This window comes from Kytococcus sedentarius DSM 20547 (assembly GCF_000023925.1).
GTDB classification, from domain to species: domain Bacteria; phylum Actinomycetota; class Actinomycetes; order Actinomycetales; family Dermatophilaceae; genus Kytococcus; species Kytococcus sedentarius.
The window spans coordinates 1893176-1915379 of the sequence record NC_013169.1 but is presented as its reverse complement, the minus strand read 5'-3'; the positions used below and the strand labels follow the sequence as shown (position 1 = coordinate 1915379).

Sequence of the window (22204 nt, the reverse complement as noted above, 5' to 3'; positions counted from 1 at the left end):
AGCGCACCTCGGTAGGGTTCGCGCATGACTCCCGAGCAGCTCGCCCAGGCCATCACCGCCGCCCTCGAGGCGGCCGTCGCCGACGGACAGATCGCCGTCGAGATCCCGGCCGAGGTGCGCGTGGAGCGACCCAAGGACCGCAACCACGGCGACTGGGCCAGCAACATCGCCCTGCAGCTGGCCAAGAAGGCCGGCATGAACCCGCGCGAGTTCGCCGAGATCGTGGCCGCCCGCCTGCGCGAGGCCGAGGGGGTGGCCGCCGTCGACATCGCCGGCCCCGGCTTCCTCAACATCACCCTCGATGCGGCGAGCGCTGGTGAGCTGGCCCGCACCATCGTCGAGGGGGACGCCACCTACGGCAACAACGACGCCCTGACTGGCCACACCATCAACCTCGAGTTCATCTCGGCCAACCCCACCGGCCACCTGCACGTCGGCCACACCCGCTGGGCCGCCCTGGGCGACTCGATGCGGCGACTGCTCGCCGCGAGCGGCGCCGACGTCACCGCCGAGTACTACATCAACGACGCCGGCGCCCAGATGGACAAGTTTGGCGCCAGCGTCCTAGCCGCGGCGAAGGGCGAGCCCACCCCCGAGGGCGGCTACCCCGGCGAGTACGTCCAGGAGCTCGGCGCCGCCGCGCTGGAGCAGCGCCCCGACCTGGCCGAGCTCCCGCAGGACGAGGCTGTCACCGCTGCCCGCGAGCTCGGCTACCCGATGATGCTGCAGCAGATCAAGGACACGCTGGACGCCTTCGGCGTGCACTTCGACGTCTGGTTCTCCGAGGCCAGCCTGCATTCCAGCGGCTTGGTGGAGAAGGCCGTGGAGCGCCTGCGCGAGCAGGGCCACGTCTACGAGGAGGGCGGCGCGGTCTGGCTGCGCACCACCGACTTCACCGACGACAAGGACCGCGTGCTGGTGCGCGCCAACGGCGAGCCCACCTACTTCGCCTCCGACGCCGCCTACTACCTCAGCAAGAAGGACCGCGGCTTCACCGAGAAGATCTACCTGCTGGGCGCCGACCACCACGGCTACGTCAACCGCCTCAAGGCCATCAGCGCCGCCGCCGGTGACGACCCGGCCAAGGACATCGAGATCCGCATCGGCCAGCTCATCAGCATCAACGGTGCCCGCCTGAGCAAGCGCGCCGGCAACGTGGTGGACCTGCGCGACATGCTCGAGTGGATCGGCGCCGACGCCATCCGTTACTCGCTGGGCCGCTACCCGGCGGACACCCCGCTGGAGCTCGACGGCGAGGAGCTGCGCAAGCAGACCAACGACAACCCGGTCTTCTACGTGCAGTACGCCCACGCGCGCACCGCGAACGTCGCGCGCCTCGCCGCCGCCGATGGGGTGAGCCGCGCCGAGGGCTTCGACCCGTCCCTGCTGAATGACCCCACCGAGGCGACGTTGCTGGCCGCGCTGGGCGACTTCCCGCGCGTGGTGGCCCAGGCCGCCGAGTTGCGTGAGCCGCACCGGGTGGCCCGCTACCTCGAGGGCCTGGCCGGTGCCTTCCACAAGTGGTACGACGCCTGCCGCGTGCGCCCGCGCGACGGTGAGGAGGTCACCGACTTGCACCGCAGCCGGCTGATGCTGAACGACGCCACCGGCGTGGTGCTGCGCCGTGGGCTGGACCTGCTGGGGGTCTCGGCGCCCGAGCGCATGTGAGCCGCGGCTCAGCTGGCCGCAGCGTCCCCGCCGGCCGGCTGAGCCGACAAGCCCGCCCAACACTGCCCGGCGTGCTCGCAGCACGGGGTGCCCCGGGGCGTCTCGGCCGGTGATAGTGTGACGAGCGTCGGCAGGAACACTCGTTCCACTCCGGCATCTCCCGGCCCGAGGGTCGTCCCGCGGATCCCACGCAGTCGCATGGGTCTGATCCGACTGTGATGACGAACCCGGTTGAACGACCGCTCGCCAGCACGGCGATCCTCATCGGCCAGTAACCGAGCACGACCGTCCCCGCGCCGTACGGCGCGCCTGGCGTCGCGCCGAATCCATCACTTCTGCGCCCCTCTGGCGCAGGTTGGAAGGACATGCATGATTGACATGACCCAGCCGGCCGAGAACCCGAAGCGTTCCACGGCCCTGAGCGTTCTCCGCCTGGCCGAGCTCCAGGAGCTGGCCGCCAGCATGGGCATCGACACCACCAAGAAGCGCAAGGGGGACCTGGTCGCCGAGATCCGCCAGGCGCGCGTGGACGCCGGGTCCGCCCAGCCGTCCGCGGCCGCACAGGGTGGGGAGACCGAGCAGGCCGAGCAGGCCGCCCCCCGCCGTGAGCGCACCCGCGCCACCAGCGATGCGGGGCAGGCTCCCACCGCCGGCACCACGACCTCCGACGCCCCCGAGAACGCGGCCGCGTCGACCCCCGAGGACGTCCAGGACGCCCCGGGGACGCGCGGCACCCAGAACACGTCCGATGAGGGCGACGACAGCGACGGCGGCTCCGGCCGCACCCGTCGTGGTCGCCGTGGCGGCCGCACCCGCGGCGAGTCCGGTCAGGACGGCCAGCAGGACGACCACCAGCAGGACGAGCGCGGTGCGCGCGGCCAGCAGGGCCAGGACGACCGCAGCTCCCGGGACCAGCAGGACGACGCCCGCACCCAGCGTGAGCAGCAGTTCCAGCAGGCACCGCAGACCGACGAGCGCGACGACCGGGGCCAGCGCGAGGACCGCGACGAGCAGGACGGCCAGCAGCGCGAGTCCCGCGGGGACCGCGGCAACCGGGGCGACCGCGCCCAGGACGACCCCCGTCAGGGCCAGGACAGCCGTGGGGACAACGGACCGGACCGGGGCGGCGACGACGAGGACGACGAGCGCGGCGGACGACGCCGCAGCCGCCGCAACCGTCGCAACCGGGGCCGCGGTCGTGGGGACGACGATCAGCAGGGCGGTCAGCAGAACCGCGACGGCCGGGGCGACCGCGACGGCCGCCAGGACCGCGGGGACCAGCAGGGCGGTGGCCAGCAGAACCGCAACCAGGACCGCAACCAGAACCGCGGCGGCCAGGACAACGACGCCGACCTGGTGCCGATCGCCGGCATCCTGGACGTGCTCGACTCCTACGGGTTCGTGCGCACCACCGGCTACCTGCCCGGCCCGAGCGACGTCTACGTGCCCATGCAGATGATCAAGCGCCACGGCCTGCGCAAGGGTGACGCCGTGATCGGCCGCATCAAGCCGCGTCACGACCTCGAGGACGACAACTCGACGCCCACCCCGCAGCAGGGCCGCCGCAACCAGAAGGCGAACAAGAACAAGTTCAACGCCTTGGTGAAGGTTGACCAGGTCAACGGCCTGGACCCCGAGGATGCGCGCCGCCGCGTGGAGTTCGGCAAGCTCACGCCGCTCTACCCGCAGCACCGCATGCGCCTGGAGAACGGCCAGAAGAACTACACCAACCGGATCATCGACCTGGTGGCGCCGATCGGCAAGGGCCAGCGCGGCCTCATCGTGGCCCCGCCGAAGGCCGGCAAGACGATGATCCTGCAGGCCATCGCCAACGCCATCACGGAGAACAACCCCGAGGCGCACCTCATGATCGTCCTGGTGGACGAGCGCCCCGAGGAGGTCACCGACATGCAGCGCACGGTCGCCGGTGAGGTCATCGCCTCCACCTTCGACCGTCCCGCCGACGACCACACGATCGTGGCCGAGCTCGCCATCGAGCGCGCCAAGCGTCTCGTGGAGATGGGCAAGGACGTGGTGGTGCTGCTGGACTCCATCACCCGTCTGGGCCGCGCCTACAACATCGCGGCGCCCGCCTCCGGCCGGATCCTGTCCGGTGGTGTGGACTCCTCGGCGCTGTACCCGCCGAAGCGCTTCTTCGGTGCCGCGCGCAACATCGAGAACGGTGGCTCGCTCACCATCCTCGCCACGGCGCTGGTGGAGACCGGATCGAAGATGGACGAGGTGATCTTCGAGGAGTTCAAGGGCACCGGCAACATGGAGCTGCGTCTCTCGCGCCAGCTCGCCGACCGCCGCATCTTCCCGGCCGTGGACGTCAACGCCTCGGGCACCCGCAAGGAGGAGATCCTCCTCAACGCCGAGGAGCTCAAGGTGGTCTGGAAGCTGCGCCGCGTGCTCTCCGCGCTGGACAGCCAGGCCTCGATCGAGCTGCTGCTGGACCGCATGCGCAAGACCGGCAGCAACGGCGAGTTCCTGATGCAGGTGCAGCAGACCTCCTCGATCAAGCTGGAGGACGAGGAGGACTGACCCTCTTCGATGGGGTGAGCTCACCTCATCCCTCCTTGATGGGGTGAGCCCGCCTCACCCGCCGGACCGGGCCGGGGCCTACCGTGAACACATGACCACGGATGAGGCCCCGGCCCGCAACGCGTCCAGTGAGGGCGCCTTCGAACGAGACACCCGCTACCTCGCCGACCGCATCTCCGCCGACGCCCCCACCCCCGGCCCGACCGGCGAGAAGGTGGGGGAGATGACCTGGCCGGTGGAGGCCGGCCGCTACCGGCTGGTCGCCGCACGGGCCTGCCCGTGGGCGCACCGCACCGTCATCGTGCGCCGCCTGCTGGGCCTGGAGGAGGTCATCTCCCTGGGCCTGGCCCACCCCGTGCACGGCGAGGCCTCCTGGAACTTCGACCTCGATCCCGACGGCCTCGACCCCGTGCTCGGGGTGCACCGGCTGCGCGAGTGCTACAACGCCCGCGTGCCCGACTACCCGCTGGGCATCACCGTCCCGGCGATGGTGGAGGTGGCCTCCGGGCAAGTGGTCACCAACGACTTCGCACAGCTGACGCTCGACTTCTCCAGCGAGTGGACCGCGCACCACCGCGAGGGGGCGCCGGACCTGTACCCCGAGGCGCTGCGGGCCGAGATGGACCCGATCATGAAGCGCATCTACACCGAGGTGAACAACGGCGTCTACCGCTGCGGCTTCGCGGCCGACCAGCAGGCCTACGAGGACGCCTACGACCGGCTCTGGACGGCGCTGGACTGGCTGGAGGAGCACTTGGCCGACCGCCGCTACCTGGTGGGCGAGCACATCACCGAGGCCGACATCCGGCTGTTCACCACGCTGGTGCGCTTCGACCCGGTGTACCAGGGGCACTTCAAGTGCAACCGCTCCACGCTGCGGGCGATGCCGGTGCTCTCGGCCTACCTGCGGGACCTCTTCCAGACCCCGGGCTTCGGCGACACCACGGACTTCGAGCAGATCAAGCAGCACTACTACGAGGTGCACCGCGAGGTGAACCCCACCGGCATCGTGCCCGCGGGGCCGGACATGGCCTGGCTGCTCGAGCCCCACGGCCGCGAGGAGCTCGGCGGCTCGCCGTTCGGTGCCGGCACGCGCCGGGGCCGGTCCCCGCATCGGAGCAGGTCCCGGCGGAGAACACGCCGCTCTGACCCCGGTGGGCCGACCGGGCCGACCGGCACCCCCACAGCCCGAAGGGCCGCTCCCGCACTGTGCGGGAGCGGCCCTTCGTCGATTGCCGGGTGGGCGCCGGTGTCAGCCCTGCGGGCGACCCTCGGGGCCGTCCTGCGGCCACTGCTGGCCACCCTGACCGGGCTCACGGCCCGGCTGGTCGTCCCGCATGGGAGAGTTGCGCTGCGGCTCGTCGTCCGCGTGCGTGTCCAGCCCCGGGTTGCTCTGGATGGCCGAGCCACCTGCCGGGGTGGAGCCGCCCAGACCGCCCATGCCCGCAGCGGAACCGCGTCGAGCGGTGGCCGAGTCGGCGACCTCGTCGGTGGCGCCACGGGCCTCTGCGCGCGCCTTGCGCAGCGCCTCGGCCGGGTCCTCCAGGTTGGTCTCCTCGATGTCGAGCGTCATCGGCTCGCCCATCGTGTTGGTCTCGTGGACCGAACCGCGCCCGTCGTCGAGCCCGGGCTGGCCGCCCAGCACGCCGCCCACGCCCTTGAGCGCGTCGGTGATCTCGCTGGGGAAGAAGAACATCTTGTTCGCCTCGCCCTCGGAGATCTTGGGCAACGCCTGCAGGTACTGGTAGGCGAAGACCTTGCTGTTCGGGTTGCCGCGGTGGATGGCGTCGAACACCTGCATGATGGCGCGCGACTCACCCTGGGCGCGCAGCACCGAGGCCTGCGCGTCACCCTCGGCGGTCAGGATGGCTGCCTGCTTCTCACCCTCGGCCGTCAGGATTTGCGACTGCTTCACACCCTCGGCGTTCAGGATGGCCGCGCGACGGTCACGCTCGGCGCGCATCTGCTTCTCCATCGAGTCCTGCACGCTGGGCGGCGGGTCGATCGCCTTGAGCTCCACGCGGTTCACGCGGATGCCCCAGCGGCCGGTGGCCTCGTCCAGCACGCCGCGCAGGCGGCCGTTGATCTGGTCGCGGCTGGTCAGGGTCTGCTCCAGGTCCAGCGAACCGATCACGTTTCGCAGGGTGGTGACCGTGAGCTGCTCGATACCCGAGATGTAGTTCGCGATCTCGTAGGTGGCGGACTTCGGGTCGGTGACCTGGAAGTAGATGACGGTGTCGATGGAGACCACCAGGTTGTCGCTGGTGATCACCGGCTGCGGCGGGAAGCTGACGACCTGCTCACGCAGGTCGACGCGGGCGCGCGACTTGTCGACGAACGGGATGAGCAGGTTCAGGCCGGCGTCCAGCGTCTTGCTGTAGCGGCCCAGGCGCTCCACGATCACCGCAGTGGCCTGCGGCACGATCATGATCGATCGCACCAGCACCACGACGACGAACAGGAGCAGCAGTATCAGGACCACTGCTGTGATGACTTCGGGCACGTCTCCTCCTTGGGGACGGGTCGGTCGTTCGGTCGGGTCGGGGACTCGGGGAGGGGTCCGGCGTGTGTCAGGCCGCGAGGCGCTCGATGCGGGCCGTCGCACCCTCGATGCGGGCGATGCGGACGCGCTCGCCGATGGCGAAGGTCTCACCGTCCCACTGCGGGCGGGCCGTCCACGTCTCACCGGCGAGCTTCACGGTGCCGGCCAGCTCGGTGACGGGCTCGGTGACCAGGGCGTCGCGGCCCTTCAGCGCCGCGGCGTTGGTCACGGCCAGCGGGGTGTTCTCCAACAGGCGGCGCTTGAGCACCGGGCGCACGAGGAAGAGCAGCAGCAGCGAGGCCAGGGCGAAGGTGACCACCTGGCCGGTGAAACCCAGGCCCAGGGCGGCCAGGACCATCGCCACGAGGGCGCCGATCGCCAGCATCAGGAACATGAAGTCGAGTGTCATCATCTCCACGGCGCCCAAGGCGAGGGCGGCGCCGAGCCACCACAACCACGGAGATTCTTGGAGAAAGTCCACCATGCGATGAACTGTAGTTCGCGTGTGGTCCGGCACACATGGGCCCGCAGGTGGACGTGTCCCGCACCACGCTGCCGAGGGTGGTCCCGGGGCCCGTTTGGCGGCAGGGCACGGCAGTGGCACAATAGGTCGTTGCGTCCGGTTCACGTCACGCCTCCTGCTGGTCATCCTGATCAGCACGTCGTGACCAGTAGGTCATGACCAGTGCGTCGAGATGGGCACCTCAGCAGCGGCACGCGGCGATCCGTCCACACGGGCACGCGGACGACCCGGGCATCACCCCCTGAGCAAGGAGACACCATGCGCAAGGACATTCACCCCGCGTATGACACCACCGAGGTCGTGTGCACCTGCGGCAGCACCTTCACGACCCGCAGCACCGCCGACGGCGGCCGCATGAGCGTGGACGTGTGCAGCCAGTGCCACCCCTTCTACACCGGCAAGCAGAAGATCCTGGACACCGGTGGTCGCGTGGCCCGCTTCCAGCAGCGCTACGGCAACAAGGCCGGCAACTGAGACATCTGGTCATGGCCGGGTACCCCACGGGGGTCCCCGGCCATCATCATGTCCGCAGGAGGACGTGACGATGAGTGAGGCACTGGGCGAGGCGCTGGCCGAGCACGCACGGCTCGAGGCCGAGATGGCCCGGCCGGAGGTGGTCGGTGACCCGGCACGCTTCCGCGCCGCGGCTCGGGGCTACGCGGCCCTCGAGCCCGTGGCCCGTGCGGCCGCCCGCCGGGAGGCCGCCGAGCAGGATCTCGCCGCCGCCCGCGAGCTGGCCGCCGAGGAGCCGGACTTCGCGGCCGAGCTGCCGGCCCTGGTCGAGGAGCTCGAGGCCGCGCAGGAGGCCCTCACCCGCGCCCTGGTGCCCCGCGACCCGGACGACGACCGGGACGTCATCCTCGAGGTCAAGGCAGGGGAGGGCGGTCAGGAGTCCGCCCTCTTCGCCCACGAGCTCGTGCGCATGTACCTGCGCCACGCCGAGCGTCGCGGGTGGGCGGCCACGGTGCTGGAGTCCACCGCATCGGACCTGGGCGGGGTGAAGGACGCCCGGGTGGCGATCCGGGCCCGGGGTGCGGGGGAGCCGGGCGACGCACCGTGGGCGCGGCTGAAGTTCGAGGGGGGAGTCCACCGGGTGCAGCGGGTGCCGGTCACCGAGTCGCAGGGGCGCATCCACACCTCGGCGGTGGGGGTGCTGGTGCTGCCGGAGGTCGACGACCCCGGTGAGGTGGAGATCGCCCCGGCCGACCTCAAGGTGGACGTCTACCGCAGCTCGGGCCCGGGTGGGCAGAGCGTCAACACCACCGACTCGGCCGTCCGCCTCACGCACCTACCCACCGGCGTGGTCGTGACCTGCCAGAACGAGAAGTCCCAGCTGCAGAACAAGGAGGCGGCCCTGCGGGTGCTGGCCTCCCGGCTGCGGCGGATGGCGCTGGAGGAGGCCCAGGCGGAGGTCTCGCAGGCCCGCCGCGCGCAGGTGCGCACCGTGGACCGCAGCGAGCGGGTGCGGACGTACAACTTCCCGGAGAGCCGGGTGAGCGACCACCGCACGGGGTACAAGGCGCACAACCTGCCGGCGGTGCTGGACGGGGACCTCGATGCGGTGATCGACTCCCTGGTGGCCGACCACGAGGCCCAGCTGCTCGCCGGGGAGGGCTGAGCCGTGGAGCCGGTCGCCCTGGACGCCCTGCTGCGGTCCGCCACCACCCGCCTGGCCGATGCGGGGTGCCCGAGCCCCGCGGCCGACGCCGCCGCCCTGCTCGCCCACGCCCTGGACTGCGAGCCGGGGGAGCTGCACCGTCGGGTGCTACTGGGGCACGCGCTGGCCGGCGACGACCCGCGGAGGGAACGCTTCGAGGCCGGCGTGCAGCGGCGGGAGGCCCGGGAGCCCCTGCAGCACGTGACCGGGACCGCCTGGTTCGCCGGGCTGGGGCTCGAGGTGGGGCCGGGGGTGTTCGTGCCTCGGCCGGAGACCGAGCTGCTGGTGGAGCTCGCGGCCGAGCGGGTGCTGGCGCTCGCCGGTGGGGCTGGCCCTGAGGCGCAGGTCGAGGTGGTGGACCTCTGCACCGGCAGCGGGGCCGTGGTGCTGGGGCTCGCCCGGCGGCTGGCGGACCGGGCCGAGGCGGGGCAGGCGGTGCCCACCGCCACCCTGCGCGCGGTGGAGCAGGACCCCCGGGCGGCCGAGTACGCCGAGCGGAACATCGAGGCCGTCGGGGTGACCGTCGACCTCAGGGTGAGCGATGCGCGGGAGGAGTTCGTCGACCGGGAAGGGTTGGTGGACGTCGTGGTGAGCAACCCTCCCTACGTTCCCGAGGGCGCGGAGCCGCTCGAGCCCGAGGCCCGCGAGCACGACCCCCGGCAGGCGCTCTACGGCGGATCGGCCGACGGGCTCGTCCTGCCAGTGGAGCTGGCGCGGCACGCTCGCGTCCTGCTGCGCCCCGGGGGCTGGCTGCTCATGGAGCACGACGACAGTCAGGGGGAGTCGCTGCCCCGGGCCCTGGAGGAGATCGGGTTCGACCAGCTGGCCGACCACCTCGACCTCGCCGGCCGTCCCCGGGTGGTCGAGGCGCGCTGGCCCGGCCGCGGCTGAGCCCGCCTGCACGCCCCACAGCGCGCCGCCGGGGTGGTCAGACCTCCGCGACGACGATGCCCCACTGGGCGGCGGCCAACCGGGAGAGCTGACCCGGCGTCAGCACGGCACCCCCCAGAGCCGTCAGGGGGAGGTCCTCCGGCAGCCCCGCCGCCCGCAGGTCCGCCCCGACCAGGTCCGCGCCCTCGATCTCCGCGCCGAGCAGGTCGCACCCGTCGAAGGTGGCGCCCCGCAGGTCGGTGCCGCGGAGCACCGCATCGGTCAGGCGCGCCCCGGCGAAGGCGTTGCCGGAGAGCCCGGCCCCCGTCAGGTCGACGGCGAAGGCCGTCCCGCCGCTGAGGGTGAAGCCCATGCCCCGCGTCTCCCGCAGGCTGGCCCCGCTCAGGCGGCTGCCGGTGAACCTGGCGCCGGTGAGCAAGGCCTTGTCGAACACCGCGTTGGTGAGGTCCGCCGCATCGAACCGGGCGTCGCACAGGTCGGCGCCCTCCCACCGGGTGCCGGTCCAGCTGCCCCCGGTCACGGTGACGCCGTCGGCGGTGGCGTGGTCGAACCGGCTGCCGACCGCCGAGCACTCCTCGAAGGTGGTGCCGGACAGCTCGGTGCCGCGCAGGTCCAGCTCCTCCAGGCTGCACCGCAGTAGGTGGGCGGCGGTCTGGGCGGCCTCCCGCACCTCGGCCTCCCCGAGGGCCCGGTCGGTCCAGCGGGGGTCGCGGGTGCTCGGTCGGCGTTCCGGGGTCATGGGCCGATCCTCGCACCGGCTGGGATTCCGGGGCGATCGCCCGCGCGTGACAGACTGCCCCGAGCCCACACAGGAGGACAGGCATGAGCCCGGTGTTCGACTGCACCGACCCCACGGACGAGCAGCGTGACGAGGCGTTCGGCGCCGCGACCGAGGCGCTCGGCGAGGGGCGTGTCATCGTGATGCCCACCGACACCGTCTACGGCGTCGCTGCCGACCCCTTCCACCCCGACGGCGTGCCGAACGTGCTGGCCGCCAAGCAGCGCTCCGCCGCCATGCCGCCGCCGGTGCTGGTGCCCTCGGTGCGCACCGTCGACGGGCTGGCGACCTCCCTGCAGCCCTACGTCAAGACGCTCATCCGCGAGCTGTGGCCCGGACCGCTCACCGTCGTGGTGCAGGCGCAGCCCTCCCTGCAGTGGGACCTGGGGGAGACCAACGGCACCGTGGCCCTGCGGATGCCGGACCACGACCTGGCCCTGCGGCTGCTGACCCGCACCGGCCCGCTGGCCGTGACCAGTGCCAACGTCACCGGTCAGCCGGCGGCCACCTCGGTGCTGGAGGCCGCGACCCAGCTCGGGTCGGCGGTGGAGGTCTACCTGGACGGCGGCCCCACCGCGGGCAACCGACCCTCGACGATCGTGGACTGCACCCGCCCCAGCCCCGTGATCCTGCGCCTGGGGGCGCTGTCGGTGGAGCGCCTGGAGGAGGTGATCGGCCCCGACGTGCACCTGCGGCTCTCGCCGGCCGAGCCCGAGCCCGCCGCCGACCGGGAGGCCCTGGAGAAGGAGCTCAAGGCCGCCGGTCGCTCCACGACCCCGGCCCCCGCCGGTGACGGGGGACCGACCGGTGAGGGCCCCACCAGTGAGGCCCCGGTGGGCAGCCCGGACGACGTGCCCGTCATCGGCGACGAGATCGACGACGAGGACGAGGAGGCCGGGCGCCGCGAGGAGGCCGAGCACGAGGCCTGGCTGGCCGAGCTGGAGCGGCGCGAGCGGGCCGGCGGCGAGACGGACGCCCCGACCACTCCCACCACCCCGGCCGGTCCCGGCCGCTCGACCGGTGCGACGAGCCTCTGGGCGCAGCCCGCAGACCCCGCGGACGCTGCCCACGAGCCGGGGGCCGCACGGGAGGCGGAGCACGCCCCCGGTGCGGACGCCGAGCGGGGCGACGCCCACCCCATCCAGGACGACGGGGTGGCCCAGGTGCACCAGCCCACCGCCTCCACCCTGCGCACCGTCGCGGTGCCGGTGGGCCAGGAGTTCGACGTCGTCGGCGTGGACACCGCTGGTCACGAGGTGCAGGACAGCCCGGCGCGTAGGCTGCACGGTGGCCGGGCGCACGACGCCCACGCGGTGGAGGACGCCGCGCCGAACGACCCCGTCAACGACGACAGGAGCACACGATGAGCGAGACCCCCTTCTTCGGTCCGGACTACGCGATGCTGGAGCAGCAGGACCCCGAGATGGCAGGGATCCTGCTCTCGGAGCTGGAGCGCCAGCGGACGGGCATCCAGCTCATCGCCAGCGAGAACCAGACCAGCCCCGCCGTGCTGACGGCGCTGGGGTCCACGCTCTCCAACAAGTACGCCGAGGGGTACTCCGGCAAGCGCTACTACGGCGGCTGTTCCGAGGTCGACAAGGCCGAGGACCTGGCCATCGCCCGCGCCAAGGAGCTCTTCGCCGCCGACCACGCGAACGTGCAGCCGCACTCGGGGGCCTCGGCCAACCAGGCCGTCTACGGCGCGTTCGCCAAGCCCGGCGACACCATCCTGGCCATGAGCCTCGACCATGGTGGCCACCTCACCCACGGGTTCAAGGTGAGCTTCTCCGGCAAGTGGTTCAACGCCGTGCACTACGGCGTGAACGCCGAGACCGAGCACATCGACTACGACGAGGTCGAGCGCCTGGCCAAGGAGCACCGCCCCAAGATCATCCTGGCGGGCGGCTCGGCCATCCCGCGCCTGATCGACTTCGAGCGCTTCCGTGCCATCGCCGACGAGGTCGGTGCCATCTTCTGGGTGGACGCCGCGCACTTCATCGGCCTGGTCGCCGGTGGCGTGATCCCCTCTCCGGTGCCCCACGCCGACGTGGTCTCGTTCACCACCCACAAGGTGCTGCGCGGCCCGCGCGGTGGCGCGATCGTCTGCAAGGCGGAGCACGCCAGCAAGATCGACAAGGCCGTCTTCCCGATGATGCAGGGTGGCCCCCTCATGCACGCCGTCGCCGCCAAGGCGGTCAACTTCCACGAGTGCATGCAGCCGGCCTACAAGGAGTACGCCGCCGCGGTGGTGGAGAACTCCAAGAAGCTGGCCGGCGCGCTGGGGGAGCACGGCCTGCGGCCGATCTCCGGCGGCACCGACACCCACCTGTCGCTGCACGACCTGCAGGGGCTGGGCGTCTCCGGCAAGGATGCCGAGGCGCGCTGTGACGCCGCGGGCCTGGTGCTCAACAAGAACACCATCCCGTTCGACCCGGCGCCCCCGATGCTCGCCTCCGGCGTGCGTGTGGGCACGCCGGCCGTCACCACCCAGGGCATGGGTGTCGAGCAGATGCAGACCATCGCCGACCTCATCGCCAAGGCCGTCACCCAGGGCGACGGGGACCGCGAGGGAGCCGTCTCCCGCGAGATCCGTGCCCAGGTCGACCAGCTGACCGCCGAGTTCCCCGCATACAAGCGCTGAGGGACCAGCGGCCGCCGCACCCGATGCGGCGGCCGCTGACCCCTGCCCGATCCCAGGAGGTGTCCTTCGGTGCGTGAATACCTCCTCATCATGCTCATCGCCGGGTCGGTGACCTTCGCGATCACACCGTTGGTGCGCTGGTTCGCCATCCGCGCCGGGGCGATCACACCGGTGCGCGGCCGCGACGTCCACGTGATGCCCAAGCCCCGCCTGGGGGGACTGGCGATGCTGGCGGGTCTGCTCGCGGCGACGCTCATGGCCGCGCGCCTGCCCTACCTCAGCCAGATCTTCGCCGACACCCAGATCCAGGGGATCCTGCTGGCCGCGGTCGTGGTCAGCCTGCTGGGGGCGGCTGACGACCGGTGGGACCTGCACTGGGCGCTCAAGCTCGGAGGACAGCTCGCGGCGGCCACGGTGCTGGCAGCGTTCGGCGTCACGCTGGTGAGCCTCCCCATCCAGGGCTACACGGTCCTGCCGGGCCCGGTCTCGCTGGCGCTGACCATCCTGCTGGTCGTGGCCACCATGAACGCGGTGAACTTCGTGGACGGTCTGGACGGACTCGCGGCGGGCATGGTGGGCATCGCCTCGGCGGCCTTCTTCGTGTGGAGCTACGAGCTCTCGCACACCTACGACCCCCCGAACGTGTTCTCGACGGCCACCTTCATCACGGCCGTCCTGGTGGGGGTGTGCGCCGGCTTCCTGCCCCACAACTTCCACCCCTCCCGGTTGTTCATGGGTGATGCGGGGTCGCTGCTGCTGGGGCTGCTGGTCGCCGCAGCCACCATCTCGTTGACCGGCACGGTGGACCCCGCCGCCGTGGGGACGCCTTCGCAGACCGCCGCGGTGGTGCTGCCGCTGGCGCTGCCGGTGGCCGTGATCGCCGTGCCGCTGGTGGACATGGTGCTGGCGGTGGTACGGCGCACCCGGGCCGGGCAGAAGCCGTGGGACGCCGATGCGCGCCACCTGCACCACCAGCTGCTGCGGCTGGGCCACTCCCACCGGTCGGCCGTCCTGACCATGTACCTGTGGGCCGGTGGCGTCGCCGGGGGAGTGCTGGCCTTCAACTTCGCCCCGGAGTGGGCCGCCCTGCTGCTGCTGGTGTCGCTGGTGGTGCTGGCGGCCCTGGTCACCTGGGTGGTGCCGCGGCGGCACGTCGCCCACGGAGGAGGCTCGTGAACCGTGACCCGTGGCGCCTGATGCTGGTGCGTGGCCCGCTGGCCTCGCTGCTGGTGCTGGCCGTGTCCGTCCCGACCGCGCTGTGGACCCGTGGCCCCGAGGGTGCGGTGACCGCGGCCGGGGTCTGCCTGGTGACGATGATGGTGCTCACCGCCGGGCTGGTGATGGTGCGGACCGTGCTGGACGGGGCGCCGGCCCTGGTGGTGCCGATGGCGCTACTGGTCTTCTTCCTGCAGGTCGGCATCTTCGCCGCTGCGGTCTTCCTCGTGCCGTGGTCCGACGGTCTCGTGTTCGCCCTGGTGGGTGGGCTCGCCGTCATCGCCTGGCAGGCCGGCGTGGTGCAGGGCTACGTCGCCGGCCGCCACGCGATGGTGTTCGTGGATCCCGGTGCTCCCGGTGTGGGCGACGCCGCGGTGAGCCACGACGACGCCGCCGAGGGGGCAGGTCGTGGCTGAGTACAAGGGCCCCTGGGTGGGTGACGACGAGCCGGAGGGCGAGTGGGAGAAAGAGGCCTGGCGCGGCGGCAGCAGTCGCGGCGCGGACCTCGGCATGGCCGTCCTGGCCACGCTGCTCACCAGCATCGCGGCCTTCGCGGGCCTGGGCTGGGTGCTCGAGTGGGCCACCGGCTGGAGGTGGCTGATGCCGGTGTCGATCCTCACCGGGGTGGGATTGTCCATGTACGTGCTCATCCTCAGGTATGGTGACGCCTGACAACGACGAAGCATCGTTGGTTCGACCTGCCCGCAGGTGGGCCCCGAGGGGCTCGAACACCCGGGCGGTGATGACGAACAAGTGCTTCGACGCCGTCTGACCCCGTGCATCGGCGCACGAGATCGGGGTCGGGACCCCTGACCCCGTGGAGGAGTAACACGTGAGCCACGCACCGGCCTTGTTGGCGGACGTCGAGTTCCACTCGCCGAGCACCAACGACTTCTGGCTCCCCCTGTTCGAGGTGGGCGGCTACGCCTTCACCCGGCAGATGCTGGTGGCCCTGCTCGTGACCGCGGGCCTGTGTGCCTGGATGCTCTGGGCCGCCAAGCGCGCCGCGGTCGTGCCCTCGAAGGGCATGTTCGTCACCGAGGGCATCTACGACTTCGTGCGCAACGGCATCGCCCGCGACCTCATCGGCGGTGAGAAGTTCAAGCCGTTCGTGCCGCTGCTCTTCTCGCTCTTCGTGTTCATCCTGGTGAACAACCTGATGGGCGTCATCCCCCCGGTGCAGATGCCCACGATGGCGTCCATCGCCTTCCCGATCGTGCTGACGCTGATCGTGTACGTGGTCTACAACGTGGTCGGCATCCGCAAGCACGGCTTGGTCGGCTACCTCAAGACCTTCGTGCCCGCTGGGCTGCCCAAGCCGATCGTCCCCATGGTCTTCCTGCTGGAGTTCGTCTCCAAGACCATCACCCAGCCGCTGACGCTCGCGCTGCGACTCTTCGGCAACATGCTCGCCGGCCACATGGCCCTGGTGCTGTTCATCATGGGTGGCTGGTTCTTGGTGAACTCGGGCCCGCTGTTGGCCATCGCCGGCGCTGGCTCCTGGATCATGGGTCTGCTCATGACCGTCTTCGAGATCCTGATCCAGGGTCTGCAGGCCTACGTGTTCACCCTCCTGTCGGCCAGCTACATCGGCTCGTCGCTTTCCGAGGACCACTGAGCACCACCGCCCACCGGGCACACCGCGGGGACCACCCCGCCCACACGCTGCATGACGCACAACTGAAGAGCACCACCCACTGAACCCGCCCCGCGTGGAAGGACCGCGCGGGACACAAGGAAAGAGGAAATCCATGGAAGGCTCGCTGAACCTCGTCGGTTACGGTCTCGCCACCATCGGCCCGGCCATCGCCGTCGGCCTGATCTTCGCCGCCTACATCAACGGTGTGGCTCGCCAGCCCGAGTCCCGCTCGCTCCTGCAGCCGATCGCCATCCTGGGTATGGCCATCGCCGAGGCGCTGGCCATCCTGGGCTTCGTGCTGACCTTCATCCTCTGACGGATCCGCGTCACCACGTGGACCGCCCCGGCGATCCACACCCCCTGTTGAATCCGTTGAAGGAGACACCGTGCACAACCTGAGTGTGCTGGCTGAGGGCGAGGAGCACGCGGCCGGTCGTTCCGGCACCGACGCGCTGATCCCGTACCTGCCCGAGCTCATCTTCGGTCTCATCGCCATCGGCATCGTCTACTACGTGGCCAGCAAGTTCTTCGTGCCGGCCATGGAGAAGGCATATGCCGAGCGCCGTGACGCCATCGAGGGTGGCATGGCTCGTGCCGAGGAGGCCGAGGCCGAGGCCAGGGCTGCCCAGCAGAAGTACGAGTCGCAGCTCGCCGAGGCTCGCGCGGAGGCCAACGCCATCCGTGAGAAGGCTCGCGAGGAGGGCGACGCCATCCGTGCGGAGAAGCGTCAGCAGGCTGACGCCGAGGCCGCCCGGGTCCTGGAGACCGCCCAGAAGCAGATCGCCTCGGAGCGCCAGCAGGCCCAGGTCCAGCTGCGCGGTGAGGTCGGCCGTCTCTCGACCGACCTGGCCGGCCGCATCGTCGGTGAGTCGCTGACCGACGAGACCCGCCAGAAGGGTCTGGTCGACCGCTTCCTGAGCGAGCTCGAGTCGGGTTCCGCGAGCGCGACCGGCAAGGCCCGCTGATGCAGGGGACTTCGATCGGTGCGTACACCACCACCCGCCAGGCGCTCGAGCAGCAGCTCGGCGCCGGGGCGCAGGGCATGGACCTGGCCGACCAGCTCTTCGGCGTGGCCGAGGTCCTGGGCGACAGTGGACAGCTGCGGCGGGCGCTGACCGACCCCACCCGTGAGGGCGAGGACCGGGCAGGCCTGGCGGCCAAGGTGTTCGCGTCCGCGTCGGAGCCCACCCGCACCGTCGTCCACACCGCCGCCAGCCAGCGCTGGCGCACCGAGGGCGACCTCGGGGAGGCGATCATCCGCCTGGGTGTCGAGGCCGTCCTCGACTCCGCCGAGCGGTCGGGCAACGGACAGCGCGTCACCGACGAGCTGTTCGCGGTGGAGCAGCAGTTCACCGACCACGCCGAGCTGCGGTCCACGCTGACCGACCGTCGGGTGGACCGGGAGGCCAAGTCCGAGCTCGTGGACAAGATCCTCGGCTCGAAGGTGGCACCCGAGACCCTGCGCCTGGTCCGCCAGGCGGTGGGCGGCGCGAAGTCGCTGCGCTTCGACCTGGCCCTGCGGGCCTACCGCGAGATCGCCGCGGCCCGCGCCGAGCGGCTCACGGCCGTGGCCCACACGGCCGTGGAGATGAGCGACGACCAGCAGGAGCGCCTGCGGGTCGCCCTCGCCAAGCAGTACGGCCGTGACATCACGCTGAACACCGTCATCGACCCGGACGTCGTCGGTGGCGTCCGCATCGAGATCGCGGACGACGTGATCGATGGCACCGTCTCGCGCCGCCTGGCCGAGGCCCGCGACGGGATGGTCGGGCGCGACTGAGCGCCTCCACCCGCACCCCCAGAACATCGGCCGAGACACTGACCCGGGCCCACGAGCGGCCCACCAAGGAGAGATCATGACGGAGCTGTCGATCCGTCCGGAGGAGATCCGGGACGCGCTGGACTCGTTCGTCGCGTCGTACGAGCCCCAGGCTGCTGCCAGCCAGGAGGTGGGCCGTGTGAGCGACGCCGGTGACGGCATCGCCCACGTCGAGGGCCTGCCCTCGGCGATGACGAATGAGCTGCTGAAGTTCGCCGACGGGACGCTGGGCCTCGCGCTCAACCTCGACGTGCACGAGATCGGTGTGGTCGTCCTGGGCGACTTCGCCGGCATCGAGGAGGGGATGGAGGTCCGCCGCACCGGTGAGGTCCTGTCCGTCCCCGTGGGTGACAACTTCCTGGGCCGCGTGGTGAACCCGCTGGGTGAGCCCATCGACGGCCTGGGCGAGATCCAGTCCGGCGAGCGTCGCGCCCTCGAGCTGCAGGCCCCCAGCGTGGTCGAGCGCAAGTCGGTGCACGAGCCGATGCAGACCGGCATCAAGGCCGTGGACTCGATGGTGCCGATCGGCCGTGGCCAGCGTCAGCTGATCATCGGTGACCGCCAGACCGGCAAGACCACGGTCGCGGTGGACACGATCCTGAACCAGCGCCGCAACTGGGAGTCCGGCGACGTCAACCAGCAGGTGCGCTGCATCTACGTGGCGATCGGCCAGAAGGGCTCCACCATCGCGGAGGTGCGTCGCACCCTCGAGGAGAACGGCGCCCTGGAGTACACGACCATCGTCGCCGCCCCGGCGTCCGACGCGGCCGGCTTCAAGTACCTCGCCCCGTACACCGGCTCGGCCCTGGGCCAGCACTGGATGTACGACGGCAAGCACGTGCTGATCGTCTTCGACGACCTGAGCAAGCAGGCCGAGGCCTACCGCGCCGTGTCGCTGCTGCTGCGCCGCCCGCCGGGCCGTGAGGCCTACCCGGGTGACGTGTTCTACCTGCACAGCCGGCTGCTGGAGCGTTGCGCCAAGCTGAGCGACGACATGGGTGCCGGTTCCATGACCGGGCTGCCGATCATCGAGACCAAGGCCGGCGACATCTCGGCCTACATCCCGACGAACGTCATCTCGATCACCGACGGGCAGATCTTCCTCGAGTCCGACCTGTTCAACTCGGGTGTCCGCCCCGCCATCAACGTGGGTGTGTCGGTGTCCCGAGTCGGCGGTGCCGCGCAGATCAAGGCGATGAAGTCGGTCTCCGGTCGTCTGCGTACCGACCTCGCGCAGTTCCGTGAGATGGAGGCGTTCGCGATGTTCGCCTCCGACCTGGACGCCGCCTCCAAGGCCCAGCTGGCCCGCGGTGCGCGCATGGTGGAGCTGCTGAAGCAGCCGCAGTCCTCGCCGATGAACGTCGAGGAGCAGGTGGCGGTCGTCTGGGCCGGTACCAACGGCCACCTGGACGACGTGCCGGTGGAGGACGTGCGCCGCTTCGAGTCCGAGTACCTGGACTTCCTGCGCCGTGAGCACTCTGGCCTGTTCTCCTCCATCGTGGAGAGCGGCAAGCTCTCCGAGGATGCCGAGGGCGAGCTCGAGAGCTCCATGACCGCCTTCAAGAAGCAGTTCGCACCCTCCGACGACGCCGGCATCCGCCCGGGTTCCGACGAGGCCGACGAGAACACCCCCGAGCTGGGCGACGGCGACGTCAACCAGGAGCGGATCGTCAAGGCGAAGCGCTGAGTGGACGCCGGGGAGGGCTCGCCCTCCCCGGCCCCACCGGCACCGCCCCGATGAGGGGCGGACGACCCGGGTGACCGGGTCACCGGCCGCGCGCAGGACGCGGCGGCCGCCCGCCCTCGGCGGGACCGATGAGAACGTGCACTGACCACCACCGGAAGGCGGAACGACATGGCAGCGGGGACGCGGGAGTACCGCCAACGCATCAAGTCCGTCAAGGCGACCAAGAAGATCACCAAGGCGATGGAGCTCATTGCTGCCTCGCGCGTGATCAAGGCGCGGACGCGCGTTGCGGAGACCTCGCCCTATGCGCGGGCCCTGACGAAGGCCGTCTCGGCCGTCGCGACGAACTCCAACGAGGACCACCCGCTGACCACCGAGCGCGAGAAGCGCGTGCGGGCAGCCGTCGTGGTGATCTCCTCCGACCGCGGCCTGGCGGGTGCCTACCCGTCGGCGCCGATGAAGTTCGCCGACCGCCTCACCGAGCAGCTGCGGGACGAGGAGGGCCTGGAGGTCGCGCCGTACCTGGTGGGACGCAAGAGCGAGGGCTACTACCGCTTCCGCAACCGCGAGTGGGTCAAGAACTGGGCCGGCTTCTCCGACGCCCCCACGGTCGAGGACGCGCGGGAGATCTCCGACGCGATCATCGAGGCCTTCCTGACCCCGACCGACGAGGGCGGAGTCGATGAGGTGCACGTGGTCTACACGCGCTTCGTCAACATGGTGACCCAGGAGGTCACGGCCGCGCGCCTGCTCCCGCTGGAGGTCGTCGACGCCGATGACGAGACGGTGGCCGGTCAGGACCAGCACGCCGCGACCGGTGTGGACTCCCTGACGCCGGAGTACGACTTCGAGCCCAGCGCCGACGAGGTGCTCGACGCGCTGCTGCCGCAGTACGTCTCCTCGCGCATCTACAACATGTTGCTGCAGTCGGCCGCCTCCGAGTTGGCCGCCCGGCAGCGAGCGATGAAGTCCGCGACGGACAACGCCGAGGACCTCATCAAGGACTACACGCGACTGGCCAACCAGGCGCGTCAGGCCGACATCACGCAGGAAATCAGCGAAATCGTGGGCGGCTCCGCTGCCCTCGCGGACGCCAAGTGACCGAGCAGTGACGGACAAGAAGGAAACGGATCACATGAACGCCACCATTGCCGCGGAGCGCTCCTCCGACACCCAGCAGGGCGGCGGCGTCGGACGTCTGGCTCGGATCATCGGGCCGGTCGTCGACGTCGAGTTCCCGCCGGACGCAGTGCCGTCCATCTACAACCTCCTGAAGGTCGACGTCGACCTCGCGGGAGAGACCAAGACGCTGAACCTCGAGGTCGCCCAGAACATCGGTGACAACCTGGTCCGCGCCATCTCGCTGCAGCCGACCGACGGCCTCGTCCGCGGTTCCGAGGTGCGCGACACCGGCGGCCCCATCAGCGTGCCGGTCGGTGACGTCACCCTGGGCAAGGTCTTCAACGCCACCGGTGACTGCCTGAACCTGGAGGAGGGCCAGACCCTCGAGGTGACCGAGCGCTGGGGCATCCACCGCAACGCGCCGGACTTCGACAAGCTCGAGTCCAAGACCCAGATGTTCGAGACTGGCATCAAGGTCATCGACCTGCTGACCCCCTACGTGCAGGGCGGGAAGATCGGACTGTTCGGTGGTGCCGGTGTGGGCAAGACGGTGCTCATCCAGGAGATGATCGCCCGTGTGGCCCGCGACCACGGTGGTGTGTCGGTGTTCGCCGGTGTCGGCGAGCGCACCCGTGAGGGCAACGACCTCATGGTCGAGATGGAGGAGGCCGGCGTCCTCGGGCAGACCGCCCTCGTCTTCGGTCAGATGGACGAGCCGCCGGGCACGCGTCTGCGCGTCGCCCTGTCGGCCCTGACGATGGCCGAGTACTTCCGTGACGTGCAGAAGCAGGACGTGCTGCTCTTCATCGACAACATCTTCCGCTTCACGCAGGCCGGTTCCGAGGTCTCCACGCTGCTGGGCCGCATGCCCTCGGCCGTGGGTTACCAGCCGACGCTGGCCGACGAGATGGGTGTGCTCCAGGAGCGCATCACCTCGACGCGTGGTCACTCGATCACCTCGATGCAGGCCATCTACGTGCCGGCCGACGACTACACCGACCCGGCCCCGGCCACGACCTTCGCCCACCTGGACGCCACGACCGAGCTCTCCCGCCCGATCGCGTCCATGGGTATCTACCCGGCCGTGGACCCGCTGACCTCCACCAGCCGCATCCTGGACCCGCGCTACATCGCGCGGGACCACTACGACACGGCGGCCCGCGTGAAGTCGATCCTCCAGCGCTACAAGGAGCTGCAGGACATCATCGCGATCCTGGGTATCGACGAGCTCTCCGAGGAGGACAAGATCCTCGTCGGCCGCGCCCGTCGCATCCAGCGCTTCCTGTCGCAGAACACCTACGTCGCCAAGCAGTTCACCGGCATCGAGGGTTCGACCGTGCCGCTGAGCGACACCATCGAGGCGTTCACCAAGATCGCCGACGGCGAGTACGACCACCTGCCCGAGCAGGCGTTCTTCATGTGTGGTGGCCTCGAGGACGTCGAGCGCCAGGCGCACGAGCTGGAGAACAGCTGACCAT

General features: G+C 70.8%; 20 protein-coding genes and 1 pseudogene. 18 read left to right on the top strand and 3 right to left on the bottom strand.

Annotation, left to right across the window (positions count from 1 at the left end; all coding sequences use genetic code 11):
• The first annotated feature begins 24 nt into the window (after window positions 1–24).
• From argS to KSED_RS14190, 3 genes and pseudogenes are all read left to right on the top strand, one after another.
• A complete protein-coding gene (argS, locus tag KSED_RS09020) occupies window positions 25–1668 on the top strand; it encodes an arginine--tRNA ligase (RefSeq protein WP_015779783.1) in 1644 nt (547 codons plus the stop codon).
• 378 nt (window positions 1669–2046) lie between these two features.
• Window positions 2047–4212, top strand: coding sequence for a transcription termination factor Rho (rho, locus tag KSED_RS09015; protein ID WP_015779782.1), 2166 nt, complete (start codon window positions 2047–2049; stop codon window positions 4210–4212).
• Window positions 4213–4303: 91 nt separating this feature from the next.
• Window positions 4304–5361, top strand: a pseudogene (locus tag KSED_RS14190) (glutathione S-transferase family protein).
• 103 nt (window positions 5362–5464) lie between these two features.
• On the opposite strand, the gene KSED_RS09005 reads toward KSED_RS14190, so the two are convergent.
• Together KSED_RS09005 and KSED_RS09000 are read right to left on the bottom strand one after the other, a co-directional pair.
• Complete coding sequence (locus KSED_RS09005; protein WP_015779781.1) at window positions 5465–6715, bottom strand: SPFH domain-containing protein; 1251 nt, start codon at window positions 6713–6715, stop codon at window positions 5465–5467.
• A gap of 67 nt (window positions 6716–6782) precedes the next feature.
• Entirely contained in the window at window positions 6783–7238 is a 456-nt protein-coding gene (locus KSED_RS09000; protein WP_041290916.1) for an NfeD family protein, read from the bottom strand.
• 297 nt (window positions 7239–7535) lie between these two features.
• Between KSED_RS09000 and rpmE the strand changes: the two genes are divergently transcribed.
• The 3 genes from rpmE to prmC all read left to right on the top strand — a co-directional run bounded on the left by rpmE (window position 7536) and on the right by prmC (window position 9825).
• Window positions 7536–7751, top strand: a complete 216-nt coding sequence (gene rpmE / locus KSED_RS08995) for a 50S ribosomal protein L31 (RefSeq protein WP_015779779.1) — start codon at window positions 7536–7538, stop codon at window positions 7749–7751.
• Window positions 7752–7821: 70 nt separating this feature from the next.
• Window positions 7822–8895: a peptide chain release factor 1 gene (gene prfA / locus KSED_RS08990; protein ID WP_015779778.1), complete on the top strand. Its 1074-nt coding sequence runs from the start codon at window positions 7822–7824 to the stop codon at window positions 8893–8895.
• 3 nt (window positions 8896–8898) lie between these two features.
• On the top strand, window positions 8899–9825 hold the full coding sequence (prmC, locus tag KSED_RS08985; RefSeq protein WP_015779777.1) for a peptide chain release factor N(5)-glutamine methyltransferase: 927 nt from the start codon (window positions 8899–8901) through the stop codon (window positions 9823–9825).
• Window positions 9826–9862: 37 nt separating this feature from the next.
• On the opposite strand, the gene KSED_RS08980 is transcribed toward prmC, so the two are convergent.
• Window positions 9863–10564, bottom strand: a complete 702-nt coding sequence (locus KSED_RS08980; RefSeq protein ID WP_015779776.1) for a pentapeptide repeat-containing protein — start codon at window positions 10562–10564, stop codon at window positions 9863–9865.
• 83 nt (window positions 10565–10647) lie between these two features.
• Between KSED_RS08980 and KSED_RS14635 the strand changes: the two genes are divergently transcribed.
• The 12 genes from KSED_RS14635 to atpD all read left to right on the top strand — a co-directional run bounded on the left by KSED_RS14635 (window position 10648) and on the right by atpD (window position 22200).
• Window positions 10648–11970, top strand: coding sequence for an L-threonylcarbamoyladenylate synthase (locus KSED_RS14635; protein ID WP_015779775.1), 1323 nt, complete (start codon window positions 10648–10650; stop codon window positions 11968–11970).
• Window positions 11967–13244 (top strand): serine hydroxymethyltransferase, encoded by a 1278-nt coding sequence (gene glyA / locus KSED_RS08970; RefSeq protein ID WP_015779774.1) that lies wholly within the window; start codon window positions 11967–11969, stop codon window positions 13242–13244. Before KSED_RS14635 ends, glyA begins: the two co-directional genes overlap by 4 nt.
• Window positions 13245–13313: 69 nt before the next feature.
• Window positions 13314–14420 (top strand): MraY family glycosyltransferase, encoded by a 1107-nt coding sequence (locus KSED_RS08965; RefSeq protein WP_015779773.1) that lies wholly within the window; start codon window positions 13314–13316, stop codon window positions 14418–14420.
• A complete protein-coding gene (locus tag KSED_RS08960) occupies window positions 14417–14875 on the top strand; it encodes a hypothetical protein (protein WP_015779772.1) in 459 nt (152 codons plus the stop codon). The genes KSED_RS08965 and KSED_RS08960 overlap by 4 nt, the downstream gene beginning before the upstream one ends.
• Window positions 14868–15131 carry a hypothetical protein gene (locus tag KSED_RS08955; protein ID WP_015779771.1) on the top strand — a complete coding sequence of 88 codons (264 nt, stop codon included), beginning with the start codon at window positions 14868–14870 and terminating at the stop codon, window positions 15129–15131. The genes KSED_RS08960 and KSED_RS08955 overlap by 8 nt, the downstream gene beginning before the upstream one ends.
• Before the next feature lie 160 nt (window positions 15132–15291).
• Window positions 15292–16077, top strand: a complete 786-nt coding sequence (atpB, locus tag KSED_RS08950; protein ID WP_015779770.1) for a F0F1 ATP synthase subunit A — start codon at window positions 15292–15294, stop codon at window positions 16075–16077.
• Window positions 16078–16210: 133 nt separating this feature from the next.
• Window positions 16211–16414 carry an ATP synthase F0 subunit C gene (locus KSED_RS08945; protein WP_015779769.1) on the top strand — a complete coding sequence of 68 codons (204 nt, stop codon included), beginning with the start codon at window positions 16211–16213 and terminating at the stop codon, window positions 16412–16414.
• Between the two features lie 79 nt (window positions 16415–16493).
• Window positions 16494–17063, top strand: coding sequence for a F0F1 ATP synthase subunit B (locus tag KSED_RS08940; protein ID WP_237699598.1), 570 nt, complete (start codon window positions 16494–16496; stop codon window positions 17061–17063).
• Complete coding sequence (locus KSED_RS08935; protein WP_015779767.1) at window positions 17063–17878, top strand: F0F1 ATP synthase subunit delta; 816 nt, start codon at window positions 17063–17065, stop codon at window positions 17876–17878. The genes KSED_RS08940 and KSED_RS08935 overlap by 1 nt, the downstream gene beginning before the upstream one ends.
• Before the next feature lie 76 nt (window positions 17879–17954).
• Window positions 17955–19604, top strand: a complete 1650-nt coding sequence (atpA, locus tag KSED_RS08930) for a F0F1 ATP synthase subunit alpha (RefSeq protein ID WP_015779766.1) — start codon at window positions 17955–17957, stop codon at window positions 19602–19604.
• 168 nt (window positions 19605–19772) lie between these two features.
• The gene (locus KSED_RS08925; RefSeq protein WP_015779765.1) at window positions 19773–20705 is read left to right on the top strand and encodes a F0F1 ATP synthase subunit gamma; all 933 of its coding nucleotides are present in this window, start codon (window positions 19773–19775) and stop codon (window positions 20703–20705) included.
• 34 nt (window positions 20706–20739) lie between these two features.
• Entirely contained in the window at window positions 20740–22200 is a 1461-nt protein-coding gene (gene atpD / locus KSED_RS08920) for a F0F1 ATP synthase subunit beta (RefSeq protein ID WP_015779764.1), read from the top strand.
• Window positions 22201–22204 lie beyond the last annotated feature (4 nt).

Bases quoted from the DNA above. Each gene is read 5' to 3' on its own strand.
- atpD (WP_015779764.1), top strand. From the start codon at position 20,740: ATGAACGCCACCATTGCCGCGGAGCGCTCCTCCGACACCCAGCAGGGC.
- KSED_RS08945 (WP_015779769.1), top strand. From the start codon at position 16,211: ATGGAAGGCTCGCTGAACCTCGTCGGTTACGGTCTCGCCACCATCGGC.
- KSED_RS09000 (WP_041290916.1), bottom strand. From the start codon at position 7,238: ATGGTGGACTTTCTCCAAGAATCTCCGTGGTTGTGGTGGCTCGGCGCC.
- KSED_RS08980 (WP_015779776.1), bottom strand. From the start codon at position 10,564: ATGACCCCGGAACGCCGACCGAGCACCCGCGACCCCCGCTGGACCGAC.
- rho (WP_015779782.1), top strand. From the start codon at position 2,047: ATGACCCAGCCGGCCGAGAACCCGAAGCGTTCCACGGCCCTGAGCGTT.
- prfA (WP_015779778.1), top strand. From the start codon at position 7,822: ATGAGTGAGGCACTGGGCGAGGCGCTGGCCGAGCACGCACGGCTCGAG.
- glyA (WP_015779774.1), top strand. From the start codon at position 11,967: ATGAGCGAGACCCCCTTCTTCGGTCCGGACTACGCGATGCTGGAGCAG.
- KSED_RS14635 (WP_015779775.1), top strand. From the start codon at position 10,648: ATGAGCCCGGTGTTCGACTGCACCGACCCCACGGACGAGCAGCGTGAC.
- rpmE (WP_015779779.1), top strand. From the start codon at position 7,536: ATGCGCAAGGACATTCACCCCGCGTATGACACCACCGAGGTCGTGTGC.
- KSED_RS08925 (WP_015779765.1), top strand. From the start codon at position 19,773: ATGGCAGCGGGGACGCGGGAGTACCGCCAACGCATCAAGTCCGTCAAG.
- KSED_RS08935 (WP_015779767.1), top strand. From the start codon at position 17,063: ATGCAGGGGACTTCGATCGGTGCGTACACCACCACCCGCCAGGCGCTC.
- atpA (WP_015779766.1), top strand. From the start codon at position 17,955: ATGACGGAGCTGTCGATCCGTCCGGAGGAGATCCGGGACGCGCTGGAC.
- argS (WP_015779783.1), top strand. From the start codon at position 25: ATGACTCCCGAGCAGCTCGCCCAGGCCATCACCGCCGCCCTCGAGGCG.